The following is an 18,716-nucleotide window of genomic DNA, read 5'->3' on the forward strand; positions in this document are numbered from 1 at the left end:
ATGAAGACGGTGTGGCGCATCCTTCGCATTGTCCTCTACACGCTGCTGATCGTGATCGCGGGCGCGATCGGCGCGCTCGTTGTCCTGACCAAGACTGAGCGCGGACGCGATAATCTCGCCGGCATCATTTCGCGGCTGGCTTCGAACGACGACCGCAAGATCACGGTCAGCGGCATTGACGGCATCTGGTCGGGCGCGCTCAGCGTCGACCATGTGGTGCTGGAAGACCGCCAGGGCGCCTGGCTGGTGGTGCGCAAGGTCGCCGTCGACTGGTCGCCACTGGCGCTGCTGTCGAAAAGCTTCAGTGCCGGCCGCATAGCCGCCGGGCGCATCGAACTGGCACGCCTGCCGGTGGCCGGCACGCAGCCGCCGGCGCAGGGCGGCACGGCGACGCTGCCGGTTTCCATCGACATCCGAGAGATCGACCTGCCGGAAATCGTGCTTGGCCAGCAACTGGCCGGCAGCGGCATCGCCGAACTCGCCGCCAAGGGGATGCTCAAGGCTGACGCGGCGCCGCTGGCGGTCGAGACGGTGCTCAACGTCACCCGCCATGACGGCAAGCAAGGCAATGTCGCCGCCAAGATCCACTTTGCACCGGCAGACAACAGGCTCGACCTCGACCTCAAGGCATCGGAGCCGGCCGGCGGCATCATCGCCAATCTGCTCAAGCTGCCCGATACGCCGCCGGTCGACATAGCGGTCTCGGGCACCGGACCACTGGCCAACTGGAATGGCATCGCCACATTCATGGTCGACGGCAAGATCGTCACGCAGCTGACGGGCCGTCATCAACTCACCGACAAGGGCAACCACGTCGAGGCCAAGGGCGACGGCGAGTTCGCGCCCTTCCTGCCGGAAAATCTGAGGCCGCTGTTTACCGGCAAGACCAGCTTCGATGTCGCGGGCACCGCGACATCGGCCGGCGGCATCAGTGTCGACCGGGCCAGCATCGAAAGCGACGCCATCCATGGCACAGCGACCGGCATCGCCGACCCCGCCGGCGCCAGCGATCTGTCGGTCGAAATCGCCGCCAAAAGCGCGCCGGTGCAGATCGTAGTGGGAAGCGCGGCGCAACCGATCACTGTCGCGATCAGGAACGCCACCGCCCGCGCCTTCGGCGACGGCAAGGCGCCGATCATCGATATTGGTGCCTCGCTGGCTTCGGTGGTGGCGGGCGGTACCCAGCTCTACGATATTTCGGCACAGATCCATTCCGACGGCTTCGACATTCAGAACCGCGCTGGGCCGGTCGCCGTGAAGCTGGCGGCGGGCGGGCTGAAGACCGACGTGGCGACGCTGGCGCCGCTGATCACCGGCAAGGTCGATGTCGACCTCGCCGGATCGCTGAGCAAGGACGCCATCGCCATCGACCAGGGCACGCTGCGCTCCGATGCGCTCAATGCCTCGCTGACGGCGACGGTGGCGCTTGCCGACCTGTCGATGCGGCTCAAAATGAACGCCGACGCCGTGGCGACGGCCTTGCCGCCGCAGATCGCCTCGGTGCTTGGCGCACGGGTGAAGTTCTCGGCCGCCGCGACGCGCGATCCACAAGGAGCCTTTGCCGCCAACTCGATCTCGTTGACCTCCGGATCGCTTAGCGCCAGCGGCACCGCCAGCATGCAAGGCACGGATATCCAGGCCGACATCAAGGGCAAACTGGGCGACGTGTCGGTGTTGTCGCCGACGGTCGGCGTGCCGGTTGCCGGCGGTGTGGATTTCGCGCTGTCGGCAAGCGGCGCCAGGACGGCCCCGGATTTCACCGTCTCCGCCAACAGCGACAGCCTGACCGCCTCGGGCCGCACGGTGAAGGCGATCAAGCTGACGGCAAGCGGCAAGGCGGACATAGCGAGCCCCTCGGCCGATGTTTCGCTGACCGGATCGGTCAACGACCAGCCGCTCGATATCAAGGCGGCGCTGGTGACCAGCGAGGGCAAGCGCTCGATCAACGGTTTCCTGGTCTCGCTCGGCGACAACAAGGTTTCCGGCGACCTGGTCCTCGATGACAGGTTCATGCCGCTCGGCACGCTGACGCTTGCCGCACCGGCAATCGACCAACTGGCGGCACTCGCCGGCCAGGCCGTGACCGGCGACATCAACGGCACCATCCTCTTTGCCAAGGACGGCGACGCGCCCTCCGTCACCATCGATGCGAAAAGCACGTCTGTCGCGCGTGGCGAAGTGACGGCCAAGGCGATTGCCGTCAACGCGCTGATCGCCAACTATCTCAAGGCGCCGGCGATCTCGGGCACCATCAAGGCCGACAGCGTCACCTCGGGCGCCACCGAGATCAGCGGCATCGGCGTCGATCTGAAGCGCGACGGCGACTGGACCAATTTCACCGGCGGCGCCACCATAGCAGGCATTCCGGCGACCGCCGCCGGCCGGGTCAAGATCGCTGAGGGTACCACCAGCGTCGAGATTGCTTCGGGCGAAGCCACGGTTCGCGGCATCAAGGCGGCAATCGCTGAACCCTCGACCCTGACCATCGCCAACGGCACCACCAGCATCGAGAAGCTGGCGCTCGATGTCGGCGGCGGTTCGGTGACGCTGTCGGGCAGCGCCGGCCAGACGCTCGATCTCGCCGCACAGTTTTCCGCGCTGCCGGCGGCCATGGCCAATGATTTTGCCCCCGGGCTCGATGCGGTCGGAATGCTCGGCGGCGCCGCGCAAGTGACCGGAACGCCGGCTGCCCCCGAAGTTCGGTTCAACGCACAGCTTGCGGGCGTCGAAACCAGCCAGACCCGCCAGGCCGGGCTCGGGTCGCTTGCGGTCGACGCGGCCGGCACCTACACCTTGGCCGGCGGCGTCGTCCTCGACCATGCGACGCTGTCCGGCGACAAGATTTCCGGCGAGGCCTCCGGCACCATCAATCCGAACGGCGCCAGCGATTTTGCCCTCGACCTTACATCGTCGGGACCGAGCCTGCCGCTGACGGTCGGAAGCGCCGCGAGCCCGGTGAAGATCGAGATACGGTCCTTGTCGGCCAAGGCAGCGGGCGAGACCGCGCGAGCCCGCCTGGACGTCTCCGCGATCCTGCCTTCGGTCACCACCAGCCCGGCGAAGGTGGACGGGCTCGTCCTGGCACTGCATTCGGATGCGTTCGATCTCAAGAACCGTGCTGGAGCGGTTTCAGGCACGGTGTCGGTGGACAAGGTCGGTCTCGACAATGCCGTTATCGCACCGCTGATCGCCGGCAAGGTGACGGCCGCCCTGAACGCCCGGCTGACGTCGGACGGCGTCGCCATCGACAGCGGCTCGCTCAAGAGCGATGCGCTGAACAGCCAGGTCGCCGGGCAGGTGTCGTTGCGCGATGGCGCCATCGACCTGAAGCTGAGTGCGGATGCCCCGTCATCGGCCTTGCCGGCGGCGGCGCGCGGCATGCTTGGCGAGCGCGCGCAGATCAGCGCCACGCTGAAGCGCGATCCCAACGGCAGCATCAATCTCGATGGGTTGAAGCTGGTCTCGGGCGGACTGACCGCACAAGGGCGGGCGAGCCTTGCCGACAACAAGCTGGCCGCCGACATCACCGGCGCCCTTGCCGACATCTCGCCGCTGTCGAAGGACGCCAAGGGCGCCATTGCCTTTGCGCTGAACGCACAGGGCCCGGCCATCGCCCCCGATCTGTCGCTGACGGTCAACAGCGATCGGCTTTTGGTGGCGGAGCGCGAGATCACCGGACTGAAGCTCACGGCTACCGGCAAGGCGGATACCGCCAACCCGGCCGCGAACGTGCAACTGACCGGCAATGTCGCGGGACAAGCCTTGCAAGGCAGCGCGGTGCTGGCGACGGCGGACGGCAAGAGCGCCATCAACGGCCTGCTCCTGTCGCTCGGCAAGAACCGGATTTCCGGCGATCTGGCGCTGGACGACAAGTTCGTACCCGAAGGCACCATCTCGCTCGACCTGCCCGATATCGGCCCGCTCGCCGCGCTGGCGCTGGAAAAGGCGGAGGGCGACGTGCGCGGCACGATCGCCTTCACGAAGAACGGTGCCGCACCTCAGGTCGCCATCAAGGCGGCCACCGCCTCGATCACGCGTGGCGATCTCCAGGCGAAGGCGGTTTCCATCGATGCGCTGATCGCCAATTATCTCGCCGCACCGGTGATCTCGGGCAAGATCCGCGCCGACACCGTCAAATCGGGCGGCACCGTGATCACCGGCATCGATGTCGATCTGAAGCGCGACGGCGACTGGACCGGCTTTTCCGGTGGCGCCACGGTCAAGGGCATTCCGGCCAAGGCGGCCGGCCGCGTCAAGGTGGCCAATGGCACGACCACCATCGAACTCGCTTCCGGCCAGGCGACCGTCCAGGGCATCAAGGCGGCCATCGCCCAGGCTTCGACGGTCAGCATCGCCAACGGCACGACGACGCTGGACCGGCTGGTGCTCAACCTTGGCGGCGGCACGGCGACGGTGACCGGCAAGGTCGGGCAGGCGCTCGACATCAATGCGGCGCTGGCGAAGGTGCCGATGTCGCTCGCCAACGGTTTCTCGCCGGGTCTCGATGCCGCCGGTTCGATTTCCGGCACGGTGAAGGTGACCGGCGCGCCGGCGAGCCCTTCCGTAGCCTTCAATATAGACGCGGCCGGCGTGCAGACGTCGCAAACCCGAGGCGCCGGCGTCGGCGCGGTCGGCGTTGCCTCCTCCGGTACCTTTGCCGGCAACAAGCTGACCTTCAACGCCAATGTCAGCGATGGCGCCGGCCTTGGCCTCAAGGGCGGCGGCACGGTGACGACGGCGGGCACGCCGGCGCTGGTGCTCGACTTCAATGGTGCCGTGCCCTTCGGCATGCTCAGCCAGAAGCTTGCCGCGCAGGGCTTGTCGCTGTCGGGAACAGCCACGGTCAATGTCCAGGTGCGCGGCCCGGCGACGTCGCCTGTCGTCGGCGGTAGTGTCAGCACATCGGGCGCGCGGCTGGTCGATGCCCGCTCGGGCCTTGCCGTCAACGATCTCGCGGCCGATGTCTCGATCGGCGGCGGCGTCGCCAGGATCAACCGCCTGACCGGAACATTGTCGACGCGCGGCAGCCTGTCGGCCAGCGGCACGGTCGGCATCAACCCGGCGCAAGGTTTTCCGGCCGACCTGTCGATCAAGCTCACCGACGGGCGCTATACGGACGGACGCGTGGTGACCGCCAATCTCGGCGGCGACCTGACGATCAAGGGGCCGCTGGTATCGGCACCGGCGATTGCCGGCGCCGTCAATCTCGCCAAGACCGTCATCACGGTTCCGGATAAGTTGCCGGGCTCGCTCTCGGCGCTCGACGTCAAGCACAAGAACGCGCCCGGCGCCGTCAGCGCGCAGGACAAGGCGCTGCGCCCGGCAACGACGTCGGGCAAGAGCGGCGGCAGCGGGCTTGCGCTCGACGTCACCGTCAATGCGCCGAACCAGATCTTCATCCAGGGCAGGGGCGTCGATGCCGAACTGGGCGGCTCGCTCAGGCTGACCGGCCCGGCCTCGTCGCCACAGGCCGTCGGCACCTTCACCTTGCAGCGTGGCCGGCTGTCGATCCTGGGCAAGCGGCTGACCTTCACCGAGGGTACGGTCGGTTTCTCAGGCTCGCTGGTGCCCTATCTCAACCTGACGGCGACCACGACGACGGCCAGCGCCACCGTCACCATCGTGGTGTCGGGCGAGGCGACCAATCCGAAATTCACCTTCTCCTCGGTGCCGGCGCTGCCCGAGGACGAGGTGCTGGCGCAATTGATCTTCGGCCGGTCCATGTCGAACCTGTCGCCGCTGCAGATCGCGCAGCTGGCCGAGGCGGCCGGCCAACTGGCTGGCGTCGGCGGCTCGACGTCGCTGCTGGAGAACCTGCGCAGCGCCATCGGCGTCGACGATCTCGACGTCACCACCGACGACAAGGGCGGCACGGCGGTCTCGGCCGGCAAATACCTCAACGACCGCACCTATGTGACCATCCAGAAGGGCGACAAGCCGGGCTCGGGCAAGGCGACCATCGACCTCAATGTCGGGCGTGGCGTCAAGTTGCGTGGCGAGGCGACGGACGCCGGCGAGGCCAAGGGCGGAATCTTCTACGAAAAGGAATATTGAGGGACTGGCCCTCACCATTGCCGGGACTGGCGCTGTCGTAACCCGTGCCAATGTCTCAGTTTAATCGCCCTGAGTGGATTTTGGCGAAATCTGGGCGCACTAGCAATTTTGCGTCAAGACTGTCGCTATCGCGCGTACCGCTCCCTTTTCAAAGTTGCACATTCGCCAACATGTTCCCAATCCAAGCCGTCTTTGACATCAGGGCCTGGATGCGGAATGTTAATCGGCGGAAAGCCAACAATGGGAGTTAGTCATGACAATCTACAAGAGTAATGGCGATCGCGTTCCGGATCACATCCTGGCCATGGCCGAAGAAGCCAAGGCAGGTAAGGTTGATCGCCGCGAATTCCTGGCCATGGCAAGCGTCTTCGGCGCCTCGACGGCGATGGCCTATGGTCTTCTTGGTCTCGCCGATCCGACGCCGGCAAGGGCAGAAGAGGTAAAAGGCAAGAAAGGCGGCACGCTGAAGGTCGCGCAGTGGATCAAGGATCCCAAGGATCCTCGCAAGGCCGACTGGTCGGAAATTGCCAATGCCGAGCGCCAGGCGCTCGAGCCACTGGTCAAGTACACGAGCGAATATACGTTCCGTCCTTATCTGCTGGAAAGCTGGGACGTGAACGACGACGCCACCCAGTACACGCTGCATGTGCGCAAGGGCGTGACCTGGTCGAACGGCGACCCCTTCACAGCCTCTGACGTCGTCTTCAACCTGAAGCGCTGGGCCGACAAGAAGGCCGAAGGCAATTCGATGCCCGGCCGTCTCGGCTCGCTGGTCAAGGATGACAAGCTCGACGAAAGCGCCGTGAGCATGCCGGACGACCACACGGTCGTACTCAAGCTCGCCAAGCCTGACATCGCGCTCATTCCCAACATGTGCGACTATCCCGGCCTGATCGTGCACAAGACTTTCGACGAGAAGGGCGGCGACTTCAAGGCCTGCCCGATCGGCACCGGTCCGTTCGAGCTCGTCTCTTACGACGTCGGCCAGAAAGTCGTCTACAAGCGCCGCGAAGACAACAAGTGGTGGGACGGCGAAGTGTTTCTCGACGGCATCGAATTCATCGACTACGGCACCGATCCGGCGGCCATGGTCAGCGCATTCGAGGCTGGCGAAGTGCACACCAACTTCGAAACGTCGGCCGACTATGTCTCGATCCTCGACAAGATGGACCTGGTCAAGTCGGAGGTTGTCACGGCTTCGACCATCGTCTGCCGCACCAACGTCAACAACAAGCCCTATGGCGACCAGAAGGTGCGTAACGCCCTGCAACTGGCGGTCGACAACAATGTCGTCCTCCAGCTCGGCTACGGCAATGCCGGCTCGGTCGCCGAAAACCACCATGTCTGCTCGATCCATCCGGAATATTACGAGCTGCCCAAGGTTGCCCGTGATCCGGCCAAGGCGAAGGCGCTGATGGCGGAGGCCGGCCAGGCCGACTTCGAACACGAGCTGATCACCGTTGACGAGGACTGGCACAAGAACACCGGCGACGCGATCGCCGCCCAGCTGCGCGACGCCGGTATCAAGGTCAAGCGCACCGTGCTGCCGGGTTCGACGTTCTGGAACGACTGGACGAAGTATCCGCTGTCCATGACCAACTGGAATATGCGCCCACTCGGCGTGCAGGTCCTGGCCATCGCCTATCGCACCGGCGAGGCCTGGAACGAGGCAGCGTGGTCGAATCCGGATTGGGACGCCAAGCTCAACGCTGCACTCGCCGTTGCCGACGCTGCCAAGCGCAAGGAGATGATGAAGGACATCGAGCAGATCCTGCAGGCTTCCGGCATCATCATCCAGCCCTACTGGCGCAAGCTCTACAGCCACTCGGTCAAGGCGGTGCAAAACTACAAGATGCATCCGACCTTCGAGCGCGACTACGGCAAGGTCTGGCTCGATCAGGCCTGATCGATCGGGCCGGGGGAAGGGGCAATGCCCCTTTCCCTCCCTCTCTGCGTCGCCATTGCAGGTTCGTCCGTAAAAAATACGGACTCACCCGCAAAGGCCATGCGATAAAAACAGGGTTGATCGCATTCGAGGGCCTGTTTGACGGCCAGTCCGCCGGTGACGGCAGGCGAGGTTTGAAGCCGGCTCAAAACCCACCCCATCGGCAGGGGGCCGCCATGCTTTCTTTCGTTCTCAGGCGTCTCGGCACCATGGCATTGACGATGCTGTGCCTGACGATGATCGTCTTCTTCCTGATCAACCTCGAACCCAACCTGAAGAAGCTGGCGATCAGCCAGACGGAAATGCACACTTCGGCCGAACAGCTGGAGGACTGGCTGGTCAACCATGGCTACCGGCAGAATTTCTTCGTCCGCTACGGACAATGGCTGGGCCTGCTGCCCAAGCAGCCGGTGACCGACCCGGCGACGGGCAAGCCGACGCAGCGTTTCACTTTCTGCAACGATCCGGCCGTACCAACCTTCTCCGGCGTCCTCGAAGGGGATTTCGGTTGCTCGACCAAGTTCAAGACGACCGTCGCCTCTAAGCTGTTCCCGGCACTTGGCGCCACCGGCATCCTGATGTTCTGTGTGTTGGCGGTGATGGTGCCGGTATCGCTCTTGATCGGCATCCTGGCCGGCATGCGCGAGGGATCGCGAACCGACCGGGTGCTTTCGGTGGCCTCGATCGCCTCGACGGCGACGCCCGAATATGTGTCGGGCGTCATCTTCACCGTCATCTTCGCCTCATGGCTCGGCTGGTTGAACGGTTCGGCAGCGTCCGCAAGCCAGGGCATCACCTTCTACAATTTCACCCTGCCGGTGATGACGCTGGCGATCTACGGCATCGGCTACATCGCCCGCATGACCCGCGCCTCGATGGTCGAAGTGATGACGCAGCAATATATCCGCACCGCCCGGTTGAAGGGTCTCTCCTTCGGCGGCGTGGTGGTGAAACATGCGCTGCGCAACGCGCTGATCGCACCGTTCACCGTCATCATGCTGCAATTTCCCTGGCTGCTTACCGGCGTCGTCATCGTCGAGGTGATGTTCCGCTACCAGGGCTTCGGCTACACGCTGGTCGAGGCCGCCGGCAACAACGACATCGACCTTTTGCTTGGCTGCTCGCTGGTCTCGGTGTTCATCGTCTTGATCACACAGCTCATTTCCGATGTCGGCTACGCGTTTCTCAATCCGCGTATCAGAGTTCAGTAGGGGGCGAAGCGGATGCAGGTCCAATATATCAGTGCCTTCAGCGTCATTCTCGAAGTGCTGTCGCGCTTCTGGCCGGTTTGGATTGCGCTCATCATCGTCATGGGTGCGAGCTTCGCCTACAAGAAGAGGCTGGCGCTCTACGGACAGCTGTTCGACAGCGGCGTCGGCATTGTCGGCGTCGGCATCTGCCTGTTCTGGCTGTTCACGGCAATCTTCGCATCGACCATCTCGCCTTTCGATCCGCTGGCCCAGGTCCCGGTGATGAAGGACATGCTGCCCGGCGCCATCGAGCCGCAATCGGGGCTTGTCTATCTGTTCGGCGGCGACAAGCTGGCACGCGACGTGTTTTCGCGCATGGTCTATGGCAGCCAGATCGTGCTGATCATCGCGCCGGCGGCGACCGGCTTCGCGCTGATGGTCGGCATCACGCTTGGCCTGCCCGCCGGCTATTACGGCGGCAAGATCGACACGGTGCTGTCGTTCCTGGCCAATCTCGTGCTGGCCTTCCCGGTCATCCTGCTGTTCTACCTCCTGGTGACGCCGGGCATCATGGACACGCCGATCCCCTATGCCATGGCCGGCGTGTTCTTCCTGTTTCCGATCATCTTCTTCAGCGTGCTGTTCTGGACGCGCTACAAGAACCGGCCAGACCGGCTGTACATCCTGCTCGGCCTGACGCTGATCATAGGCGGCTGGATCTATCTGGGCCTTGTCTTCGACAAGGACCCGCTGCACATCGTCCACATCGATCCCAACCAGCTCAACATCTTCGTGGCGGTGGTGTTTGCCTCCAGCCCGGGCGTGTTCCGCATCGTGCGCGGCCTGGTGATGGACATCAAGACGCGCGACTATGTGGCGGCGGCGCAGACGCGCGGTGAATCGCCCTGGTACATCATGCTTTGGGAGATCCTGCCCAATGCACGCGGGCCGCTGATCGTCGATGCCTGCCTGCGCATCGGCTACACCACCATCCTGCTCGGCACGCTGGGCTATTTCGGCCTCGGCCTGGCACCGGAAAGCCCCGACTGGGGCACGGCGATCAAGGATGCCAGCCGGCTGCTGCGCTCCTTCATCCATCCGGCGCTGCCGCCGACGATCGCGCTGATGTCGTTCGTGCTGGGGCTCAACCTTTTGGCCGACTCGCTGCGTGAACAATCGATGAAAGACTGATTGACGGGCTCCGGCCCGCATCTGGTAGAATTTGGATTGGAGCGACCCATGAACGAGGCAGTTCGAAATCCCGCAGAGCCGATCATCGAGATCGAAAACCTGTCGATCTCCTTCTTCACCCGCAAGGGCGAAATACCGGCGGTCATGGATTTTTCCTGCACGGTCATGCCCGGCGAAGCGATGGGCATCGTCGGTGAATCCGGCTGCGGCAAGTCGACCGTGTCGCTCGGCATCATGCGCGACCTTTCCAACATCGGGAAGATCGTCGGCGGCAGGATCAAGTTCCAGGGCAAGGACATGGGCGAGCTCTCCGAGGAGGAGCTGCGCGCCATCCGCGGCAACAAGATCGCGATGATCTACCAGGAGCCGATGGCCAGTCTCAATCCGGCAATGAAGGTCGGCCAGCAGTTGATGGAAGTGCCGCTTATCCACGACAAGGTGTCGAAGGAAGAGGCTTACAAACGCTCCCTCGAAATGGTGCGTGCCGTCAAGCTGCCCGATCCCGAGCGCATGATGCGCTCCTATCCGCACCAGCTCTCCGGCGGCCAGCAGCAGCGCATCGTCATTGCCATGGCGCTGCTGTCGAAGCCGGCACTGCTTCTGCTCGACGAGCCGACGACGGCGCTCGACGTGACGGTGGAGGCGGGCATCGTCGAACTGGTCAAGGGACTGGGCGAGAAGTTCGGCACGTCGATGATCTTCGTGTCGCACAATCTCGGCCTTATCCTCGAGACCTGCGACCGCATCACCGTGATGTATTCGGGCGAGGCGGTGGAGACCGGCAAGATCAAGGACGTGTTCGACCGGATGCGCCATCCCTACACGCAAGGGCTGTTCCGTTCGATCCCGCTACCGGGCGCCGACAAGAATTCGCGGCCGCTGATCTCCATTCCCGGCCAGTTGCCGCTGCCGCATGAGCGGCCGAAGGGCTGCAATTTCGGTCCGCGCTGCCACCATTTCGTCGAGGGCGTCTGCAACGCCGCCGAAATCCCGATGGTCGAGGTCGCCGGCCACGAAGGCCATTTCTCACGCTGCGTGCGCTTCAACGAGATCGACTGGGAGGCGCTGCCGCCCGGCGCCAAGAAGGTCAATGAGCGCGTCGTGCCCGGCGCGCCGGTGCTCAAGATCGAGGATCTCAGGAAATACTACAAGGTCGGCGGCAGCGAGGTGTTCGGCTCGAGTGAGGGCCGCGTCGTCAAGGCCAACGAGACCATCTCCTTCATGGCGCGCGAGTCCGAGACCGTCGCCATCGTCGGCGAATCCGGCTGCGGAAAGTCGACGCTGGCCAAGGTGCTGCTCGGCCTGGAGACGGCAAGTGCCGGCACGGTGACGCTGGGCAACAAGCAGATCCAGTCGACCGGTATCGAGAGCCGCAGCGTCGAAACCGTGTCGTCGATCCAGATGGTGTTCCAGAATCCGTTCGACACGCTGAACCCCAGCCATTCGGTCGGGTCGCAGATCATCCGCACGCTGGAGAAATTCAATGTCGGCAAGACGGTCGCCGACCGCCGCAAGCGCATGCTGGAATTGCTCGACTTGGTAAAGCTGCCGCGCGCCTTCGAGACGCGCAAGCCGCGCCAGTTGTCCGGTGGCCAGAAGCAGCGCATCGGCGTGGCGCGCGCCTTTGCCGGCGATGCCAAGGTGGTGGTGGCCGACGAGCCGGTCTCGGCACTCGACGTGTCCGTGCAGGCGGCGGTGACCGAACTGTTGATGGACATACAGCGCAAGAACAAGACGACGATGCTGTTCATCAGCCACGATCTGTCGGTCGTGCGCTATATCGCCGACCGCGTCGTCGTCATGTATCTCGGCTATATCGTCGAGCAAGGCACGACCGACCAGATCTTCGCGCCGCCCTATCACCCTTATACCGAGGCGCTGCTGTCGGCGATCCCGATTGCCGACACCAGCGTGGTGAAAAAGCACATCGTGCTCGAAGGCGACATCCCCTCGGCGATGAACCCGCCGACCGGCTGCCCGTTCCAGACACGCTGCGGCTACAAAAAGCTGGTGCCGGACAATCTGTGCGAGACCAAGGTGCCGCCGGTCAAGCATCTCGGCGACGGCCATATGAGCCTGTGCTGGCTTGCCGACGACGTGCTGGCCAAGATGGAGCCGGTGATCAAGTTCGACAAGGAGCATGCCGCGCATGAGGGCGTGCCGGACGACGCGGTGCAGGGCGAAGGTCCAGGCTTTGCCGGTTCGCCGCCGGCGCGTCCGAGCGGCAAAAACGCCAGTGCGAAAGCCGACGCGACCGGAAAGGCCGTCGAGGACGCGGACGCCGTCCTGCGAGCCCGTCGACACGAAATCCGCGACGAGGTTTCCGAAACCGGCGTTTCAAAGCCGAAGGATACGACAAGGCGGCACTAACCCAGGCTGAGTGTCAGCTTCCGCACTGCCGCAACTGCGCTTCATAGTCCCGCGCCATCTTGTCGGTGGCCCGGGCGTAACCCTGTACGCCGGCGTCACCGCGGTTGCCGCGGCCGTAGGCGGTCCAGCCGAGATAATAGGCGAGGTAGAGATTGTAGGTATCGTTGCGGGCGACGCCGTAGCTGTCTGCCGTCTTGGAATGATACCAGCCGACGAAGTCGACGGCATCGGCGAATCTGCTGCGCCGCGCCGCCCAGTTGCCGGTTTCGCGCTGATATTGCGACCATGTGCCGTCGAGCGCCTGCGAGAAGCCGGTGGCCGACGAGACGTGCTTCCAGGGAATGAAGCCGAGAAGCTTGGTGCGCGGCGGCCGGGCATTGCTCTTGAAGCCGGATTCCTTGCGCACCGTCGCCATCAGCACGGGGACCGGCACGCCATATTTCTGCGCGGTGCGTTCGGCCGCGGACTGCCAGTTGTCGAACCAGCCGTCATTCTGGTCGAAGACGGCACAGACATTGTTGATGTGACTGGGCGCGGTCGCGCAGGCCGAAAGTGCCAGCAACACGCCAACCGCTACAATTTTACTAAAACTCGACCTACGCATCGGATGAGCAATAGGCCGAAATCATAAAAGGAATCTTGCTGCCGCCGTTAACGCCTCGCGGTCACGAGCGCTCGCGAAAAAGCCCTGTAGATATCCCGACTCTTTCTGCCGCTTTTTATAAAAAGGCACTGCGTAAATGCCGCCTTGGCTAAAATCACGCCCGTAAACGGCGCATTTCTGACAGCCTGCCTGGTTTGCCAAGGCTTTGATGCCGGCATGAGCGAACCAAGACGCAAGCGCGGCGCCGAGCGCACCAGCAACCGGGGGCCGGCGCCCATCCCGCAACTGCCGCAAAGGCGGGTGACCAATCCCTATCCGCCGATGGCGTTGCTGTCTCCAGACCAGGTCGAGGCGATCCACCAGGCCTCAATGCATATATTGGAGAATTTCGGCATCGAGGTGATGAGCCCGCGGGCGCTGTCGCTGTTCGAGCAGGCGGGCGCCAGGGTCGATCACGCCTCGGCCAATGTCCGCATCGATCGCGGCATGGTCGACGAGGCGCTCAAGACGACGCGCTCCAATTATACGCTGACGCCGCGCAACCCGGCCAACACAATTCATCTCGGCGGCAACACCATCAATTTCACGCTGGTTGCCGGCCCGCCCAACGTGCACGACATGGAGCGTGGCCGCCGCGCCGGCAATCTGCGCGACTATGCCGATCTCACCCGGCTGGCGCAGAATTTCAACTGCGTTCACATGCTCGGCAACCAGGTCTGCGCGCCGGTCGATCTGCCGGCCAATTCGCGCCATCTCGACACCTACTTCACCAATCTGACGCTGACCGACAAGAGTTTCCATGTCTCGGCGATCGGCCGGGGCAGGGCGCTGGACGGCATCGAGATGATGGCGATCGCGCGCGGCCTGACATTGGACCAGCTGCGCGACGATCCGGGCATCGCCACCATCATCTCGGTCAATTCGCCGCGCCGCTTCGACGAGATGATGGCCGAAGGGCTGATGACCATGGCCGAGTTCGGCCAGTCGGTGGCGGTGACGCCGTTCACGCTGATGGGGGCGATGAGCCCGGTGACGCTGGCGGGTGCCTTGGCGCAGCAGAATGCCGAGGCACTGTTCGGCGTCGTGCTGACGCAACTGGTGCGGCCGGGCGCGCCTGTCATGTATGGCGCCTTCACCTCCAATGTCGACATGAAGTCCGGTGCACCGGCCTTCGGCACGCCGGAGAACACAAAGGCCAATATCGCCTCCGGGCAATTGGCGCGGCGCTACGGGCTGCCCTACCGGACGACGCCGGGCTCGGCCTCCAATGCGGCCGACGCGCAAGGCGCCTATGAGACGTTGATGGCGCTGTGGGGCGCGGTGCTCGGTCATGGCAATCTCGTCTATCACGCCGCCGGCTGGCAGGAGGGCGGGCTGACGGCGTCGTTCGAAAAGTTCATCATCGATGTCGAGATGATCCAGCACATGATGGAGTTCCTGCGGCCGATCGTGGTCGACGAGGCCGAACTCGCCGTCGAGGCGCTGGGGGCGGTGCCGACGGGCGGCCATTTCTTCGGCGAGCCGCACACGCTGGAGCGCTACGCCACCGCCTTCTACCAGCCGATGCTGTCCAACTGGCAGAATTTTGAAGCCTGGCAGGAGGCCGGCAGCCTCGATGCAACAGCGCGCGCGACGCGGCTGTGGAAGAAGGCGCTGGAAGACTATGTCGAGCCGGCGATGGATGTCGCCGTGCGCGAGGCGCTCGAAGCCTACGTGGCCAGGCGCAAGGAAGCGATCGGGCAGGGCGAGCCGTGATGCCTCCCATCCTGAATCCATTTACCCATCCAACTCACTGATATCAGAGAAAAATCCATGAAATCGCATGCAAAGGTCGTGGTCATTGGCGGCGGTGTCGTCGGGTGTTCCGTGGTGTTCCATCTGGCCCGCCATGGCTGGACCGACGTGGTGCTTCTGGAGCGCGACGAGCTGACATCCGGCTCGACCTGGCACGCGGCGGGCGGCATGCACACGATCAATGGCGACCCCAACGTCGCCAAGCTGCAGAAATACACGATCAGCCTCTACAAGGAGATCGAGGAGCTGTCGGGTCAGGCGACCGGCGTGCACCTGACCGGCGGCGTGCTGCTCGCCGCGACCGAAGCGCGGCTGGACTGGCTGCGCGGTGTCGTCGCCAAGGGCCGCTATCTCGGCATCGATCTGGAAGTGATCTCGGCGACAGAAGCGGCCGAGTTGATGCCGCTGCTCGACCCCAAGCAGTTCGTCGGCGCCGTCCGCAACAAGGAGGACGGCCATCTCGATCCCTCCGGCGTCACCCACGCCTATGCCAAGGCCGCGCGGAAGCTTGGGGCGGAAATAGAGCGCTTCACCAAGGTCGAGGACATTGTGCGGCGGCCCGACGGCCTATGGCGCGTCATCACCAACAAGGGCGAGGTGGTGGCCGAGCATGTCGTCAATGCCGGCGGCCTGTGGGCGCGCGAGGTCGGCCGCATGGTCGGGCTCGAATTGCCGGTGCTGGCCATGGAGCACATGTACCTGATCACCGAGGACATGCCGGAAGTCGCCGCCTGGAACGCCAAGACCGGCACCGAGATCATCCATGCGGTCGATTTCGACGGCGAGCTCTATCTGCGCCAGGAGCGCGGCGGCATGCTGATGGGCACCTATGAGAAAGCCAACAAGCCGTGGTCCGAATACCAGACCCCTTGGAATTTCGGCCATGAATTGCTGGCGCCCGACATCGACCGCATCGCACCGTCGCTGGAGGTCGGGTTCCGGCATTTCCCGGCCTTCCAGAACACGGGCATCAAGCAAATCATCAATGGGCCTTTCACCTTCGCGCCCGACGGCAACCCGCTGGTCGGGCCGGTACGCGGCCTGCCGGGCTTCTGGGTCGCCTGCGGTGTCATGGCCGGTTTTTCGCAGGGCGGCGGCGTCGGTCTCGCGCTGTCCAACTGGATGATCGAGGGCGACCCCGGCGCCGACATCTGGGCCATGGACGTGGCGCGCTATGGCGACTGGGCGACGATGGCCTACACCAACGCCAAGGTGCGCGAGAACTATTCCAGGCGCTTTTCGATCCGCTTCCCCAATGAGGAACTGCCGGCCGGACGGCCGCTCAAGACGACGCCGGTCTACGATCTGTTGTCGGCCAAGGGCGCGCAGTTTGGCGTCGCCTATGGGCTGGAAGTGCCGCTCTGGTACGCGCCGGAAGGCGTCAAGGACGAGTTCTCCTGGCGGCGTTCCAGTGATTTCTCACATGTCGCCAGAGAGGTCGCGACGGTGCGCGACGGCGTCGGCCTGGCGGAGATTTCGAGCTTCGCCAAATACAAGGTGACGGGCGAGGGGGCGGCTGCCTGGCTCGACCGCATGCTCGCCTGTAAACTGCCCAAGCCTGGCCGCATGACGCTGGCGCCGATGCTGAAGGACGACGGCAGGCTGATCGGCGATTTCACGCTGGCCAACCTGGGCCCTCCAGATCGAGATGGGGATGGCTGGTTCCTCGCCGGCTCCGGCATCGCCGAGCAGTATCATATGCGCTGGTTCGAGCAGCATCTGCCTGGCGACGGCTCGGTTCATATCGAGGCGCTGGGGGCGAAACTCACCGGCCTTGCCATTGCCGGCCCGAAGGCGCGAGAGGTGCTGGCCAAGGTCAGCCGCGCCGATGTTTCGAACGTGGCCGTCCCGTTCATGGCGGTGGCCAGGATGGATATCGGCATGGCGCCGTGCCTGGTCGGCCGCGTCAGCTACACCGGCGATCTCGGCTATGAGATCTGGGTGGCGCCGGAATATCAGCGCGCGGCTTATCATGCGCTGATGGCGGCAGGCGCGGAGTTCGGCATCGGCCTGTTCGGCTCGCGCGCGCTCAATGCGCTCAGGCTCGAGAAGAACTACGGCTCATGGGGGCGCGAATACCGGCCGATCTACGGGCCGCTCGAAGCCGGTCTCGACCGCTTCGTCGCCTATGGCAAGGAAGCCGATTTCATCGGCAAGGCGGCGGCGCTGGCCGAGCGCAAGCAAGGCGGAAAATTGCGGCTGCGTGCCTTCATTGTCGAGGCCGACGATGCCGATGTCATCGGCGACGAACCGATCTGGTTCGGCGGCGCGGTGCGCGGCTGGGTGACGTCGGGCGGCTACGCCCATCATTCGAATAAGTCCGTCGCCGTCGGCTATGTGCCGAAGGAGATCGCCGAGGAGAGCGACGGCTTCGAAATCGAGTTGCTGGGCAAGCGCCATGCGGCGCGCATCCAGGCGACACCGCTGTTCGACGCGAATTTTGAGCGCATGCGGGGGTGAAGGTTCACCCCGCATGGCGAGCGTCATGCTTTGCGGTTGTCCAGCGCGAAGGCGCCGGCGCCGGCGAAGACCAGATAGAGGAAGATGAAGCAGAAGGAGATCGCAGAGTCGCCGCCATTGTTGACCGGGAAGAAATCGCGCGGCATGTGCGCCATGAAATAAGCGATCGCCATCTCACCGCAGAGCAGGAACGCCACCGGGCGGGTCAGGAGACCGAGCGCCAGCAGAATACCGCCGGCGAATTCGAGGATGCCGGCGGCCAGCGGCAGCCCGCTCAAAGTGCCGGCATGGTCGCCGACGGGGAAGTTGAACAGTTTCTGGCTGCCATGCTCGATGAACTGCAGCGCGGTCATGATGCGCAGCACGCCGAGCGCCTGCGGCTGGTATCTGGAGAGGCCTTCGAAAAGCTTCATCTGAAACTCCATTTTCACCCTCCCGGTCCGGCCATAGATTATGGTCCGGCGATGGACCATTCACTTCCCATGGCGCGCCATCAACAATCGGTGATTGGAAATGTTCTCCGGCATGCCCTTTCATATCGCTCTCGTCAGGGTTGCATTTATATCGCCATGGTTGTATTTGAGATGGACACTCTAAACCTGTGGGTTCCCTTGCCATGAAAAAAGTCGTCATCAGTCTATTCGCACTCCTTGCAGGCACCAGCTTCGCCATGGCCGAGGACGCCGGTTGCGAGGCCTTCAAGTGGCCTGTGACGCGGGAACAGGCGCTGTTTGCCGCGGCACCCGCAACGCCGGCTGGAGCGGAGCTGGCCGTGGGTGCTGCCGCGGACCTGGCGCTGGTTCCGGCGGAGAAAGCCGGTTTTACGTTGCCGCCCGAGCGCGCGCCGGCGGAGGGCACGTTCGGTGCCGTCGCCAGCGTGGAGGTGCCAGCCGGAGGAGCCATTCAGATCAGCCTGTCGGGCGAGGCCTGGATCGATGTCATCCAGGACGGCAAGGCCATCAAGTCGGCGGGCTATAGCGGTGTGAAAACCTGCCCCGGCATCCGCAAGAGCGTACGCTTCAAGCTCACTGCCGGCCCGGCCACCGTCCAGTTCAGCGGCGCGAAAAAGGCCGAGCTGAAGGTCGCGGTGCTGACGCCGGAATAGGGC

The 18,716-nt window shown here is 64.2% G+C and carries 10 protein-coding genes; 8 read left to right on the top strand and 2 right to left on the bottom strand.

Annotated features, from left to right (window positions below; all coding sequences use genetic code 11):
• The 5 genes from CK228_RS09710 (at position 1) to CK228_RS09730 (ending at position 12,750) form a co-directional block, all read left to right on the top strand.
• Complete coding sequence (locus CK228_RS09710) at positions 1–6,054, top strand: translocation/assembly module TamB domain-containing protein (protein ID WP_095787690.1); 6,054 nt, start codon at positions 1–3, stop codon at positions 6,052–6,054.
• 253 nt (positions 6,055–6,307) lie between these two features.
• Positions 6,308–7,960, top strand: coding sequence for an ABC transporter substrate-binding protein (locus tag CK228_RS09715; RefSeq protein ID WP_095787691.1), 1,653 nt, complete (start codon positions 6,308–6,310; stop codon positions 7,958–7,960).
• Positions 7,961–8,175: 215 nt separating this feature from the next.
• Positions 8,176–9,210 carry an ABC transporter permease gene (locus tag CK228_RS09720; RefSeq protein WP_095773873.1) on the top strand — a complete coding sequence of 345 codons (1,035 nt, stop codon included), beginning with the start codon at positions 8,176–8,178 and terminating at the stop codon, positions 9,208–9,210.
• Between the two features lie 12 nt (positions 9,211–9,222).
• A complete protein-coding gene (locus tag CK228_RS09725) occupies positions 9,223–10,380 on the top strand; it encodes an ABC transporter permease (protein WP_095773874.1) in 1,158 nt (385 codons plus the stop codon).
• A 48-nt stretch (positions 10,381–10,428) separates the two neighbouring features.
• Positions 10,429–12,750: an ABC transporter ATP-binding protein gene (locus CK228_RS09730; RefSeq protein WP_095773875.1), complete on the top strand. Its 2,322-nt coding sequence runs from the start codon at positions 10,429–10,431 to the stop codon at positions 12,748–12,750.
• 13 nt (positions 12,751–12,763) lie between these two features.
• Here the strand turns inward: CK228_RS09730 and CK228_RS09735 are convergent, their stop codons facing one another.
• Positions 12,764–13,354: a transglycosylase SLT domain-containing protein gene (locus CK228_RS09735; protein WP_095773876.1), complete on the bottom strand. Its 591-nt coding sequence runs from the start codon at positions 13,352–13,354 to the stop codon at positions 12,764–12,766.
• A 216-nt stretch (positions 13,355–13,570) separates the two neighbouring features.
• Here CK228_RS09735 and CK228_RS09740 point away from each other — a divergent pair, with 216 nt between their 5' ends.
• On the top strand, positions 13,571–15,109 hold the full coding sequence (locus CK228_RS09740) for a trimethylamine methyltransferase family protein (RefSeq protein WP_095787692.1): 1,539 nt from the start codon (positions 13,571–13,573) through the stop codon (positions 15,107–15,109).
• A 57-nt stretch (positions 15,110–15,166) separates the two neighbouring features.
• Entirely contained in the window at positions 15,167–17,608 is a 2,442-nt protein-coding gene (locus CK228_RS09745) for an FAD-dependent oxidoreductase (RefSeq protein ID WP_095787693.1), read from the top strand.
• Between the two features lie 23 nt (positions 17,609–17,631).
• Here CK228_RS09745 and CK228_RS09750 read toward each other — a convergent pair whose 3' ends face one another.
• A complete protein-coding gene (locus CK228_RS09750) occupies positions 17,632–18,021 on the bottom strand; it encodes a DoxX family protein (RefSeq protein WP_095787830.1) in 390 nt (129 codons plus the stop codon).
• Positions 18,022–18,224: 203 nt separating this feature from the next.
• On the opposite strand from CK228_RS09750, the gene CK228_RS09755 reads away from it, so the two are divergent.
• Positions 18,225–18,713 (top strand): hypothetical protein, encoded by a 489-nt coding sequence (locus CK228_RS09755; protein WP_095787694.1) that lies wholly within the window; start codon positions 18,225–18,227, stop codon positions 18,711–18,713.
• Positions 18,714–18,716 lie beyond the last annotated feature (3 nt).

The sequence above is a fragment of the Mesorhizobium sp. WSM4312 genome (genome assembly GCF_002294875.1).
Taxonomy (GTDB): domain Bacteria; phylum Pseudomonadota; class Alphaproteobacteria; order Rhizobiales; family Rhizobiaceae; genus Mesorhizobium.

Excerpts from the sequence above, each read along its gene's own strand:
- CK228_RS09710 (WP_095787690.1), top strand. The coding sequence starts at position 1 with ATGAAGACGGTGTGGCGCATCCTTCGCATTGTCCTCTACACGCTGCTG.
- CK228_RS09715 (WP_095787691.1), top strand. The coding sequence starts at position 6,308 with ATGACAATCTACAAGAGTAATGGCGATCGCGTTCCGGATCACATCCTG.
- CK228_RS09720 (WP_095773873.1), top strand. The coding sequence starts at position 8,176 with ATGCTTTCTTTCGTTCTCAGGCGTCTCGGCACCATGGCATTGACGATG.
- CK228_RS09725 (WP_095773874.1), top strand. The coding sequence starts at position 9,223 with ATGCAGGTCCAATATATCAGTGCCTTCAGCGTCATTCTCGAAGTGCTG.
- CK228_RS09730 (WP_095773875.1), top strand. The coding sequence starts at position 10,429 with ATGAACGAGGCAGTTCGAAATCCCGCAGAGCCGATCATCGAGATCGAA.
- CK228_RS09735 (WP_095773876.1), bottom strand. The coding sequence starts at position 13,354 with ATGCGTAGGTCGAGTTTTAGTAAAATTGTAGCGGTTGGCGTGTTGCTG.
- CK228_RS09740 (WP_095787692.1), top strand. The coding sequence starts at position 13,571 with ATGAGCGAACCAAGACGCAAGCGCGGCGCCGAGCGCACCAGCAACCGG.
- CK228_RS09745 (WP_095787693.1), top strand. The coding sequence starts at position 15,167 with ATGAAATCGCATGCAAAGGTCGTGGTCATTGGCGGCGGTGTCGTCGGG.
- CK228_RS09750 (WP_095787830.1), bottom strand. The coding sequence starts at position 18,021 with ATGAAGCTTTTCGAAGGCCTCTCCAGATACCAGCCGCAGGCGCTCGGC.
- CK228_RS09755 (WP_095787694.1), top strand. The coding sequence starts at position 18,225 with ATGAAAAAAGTCGTCATCAGTCTATTCGCACTCCTTGCAGGCACCAGC.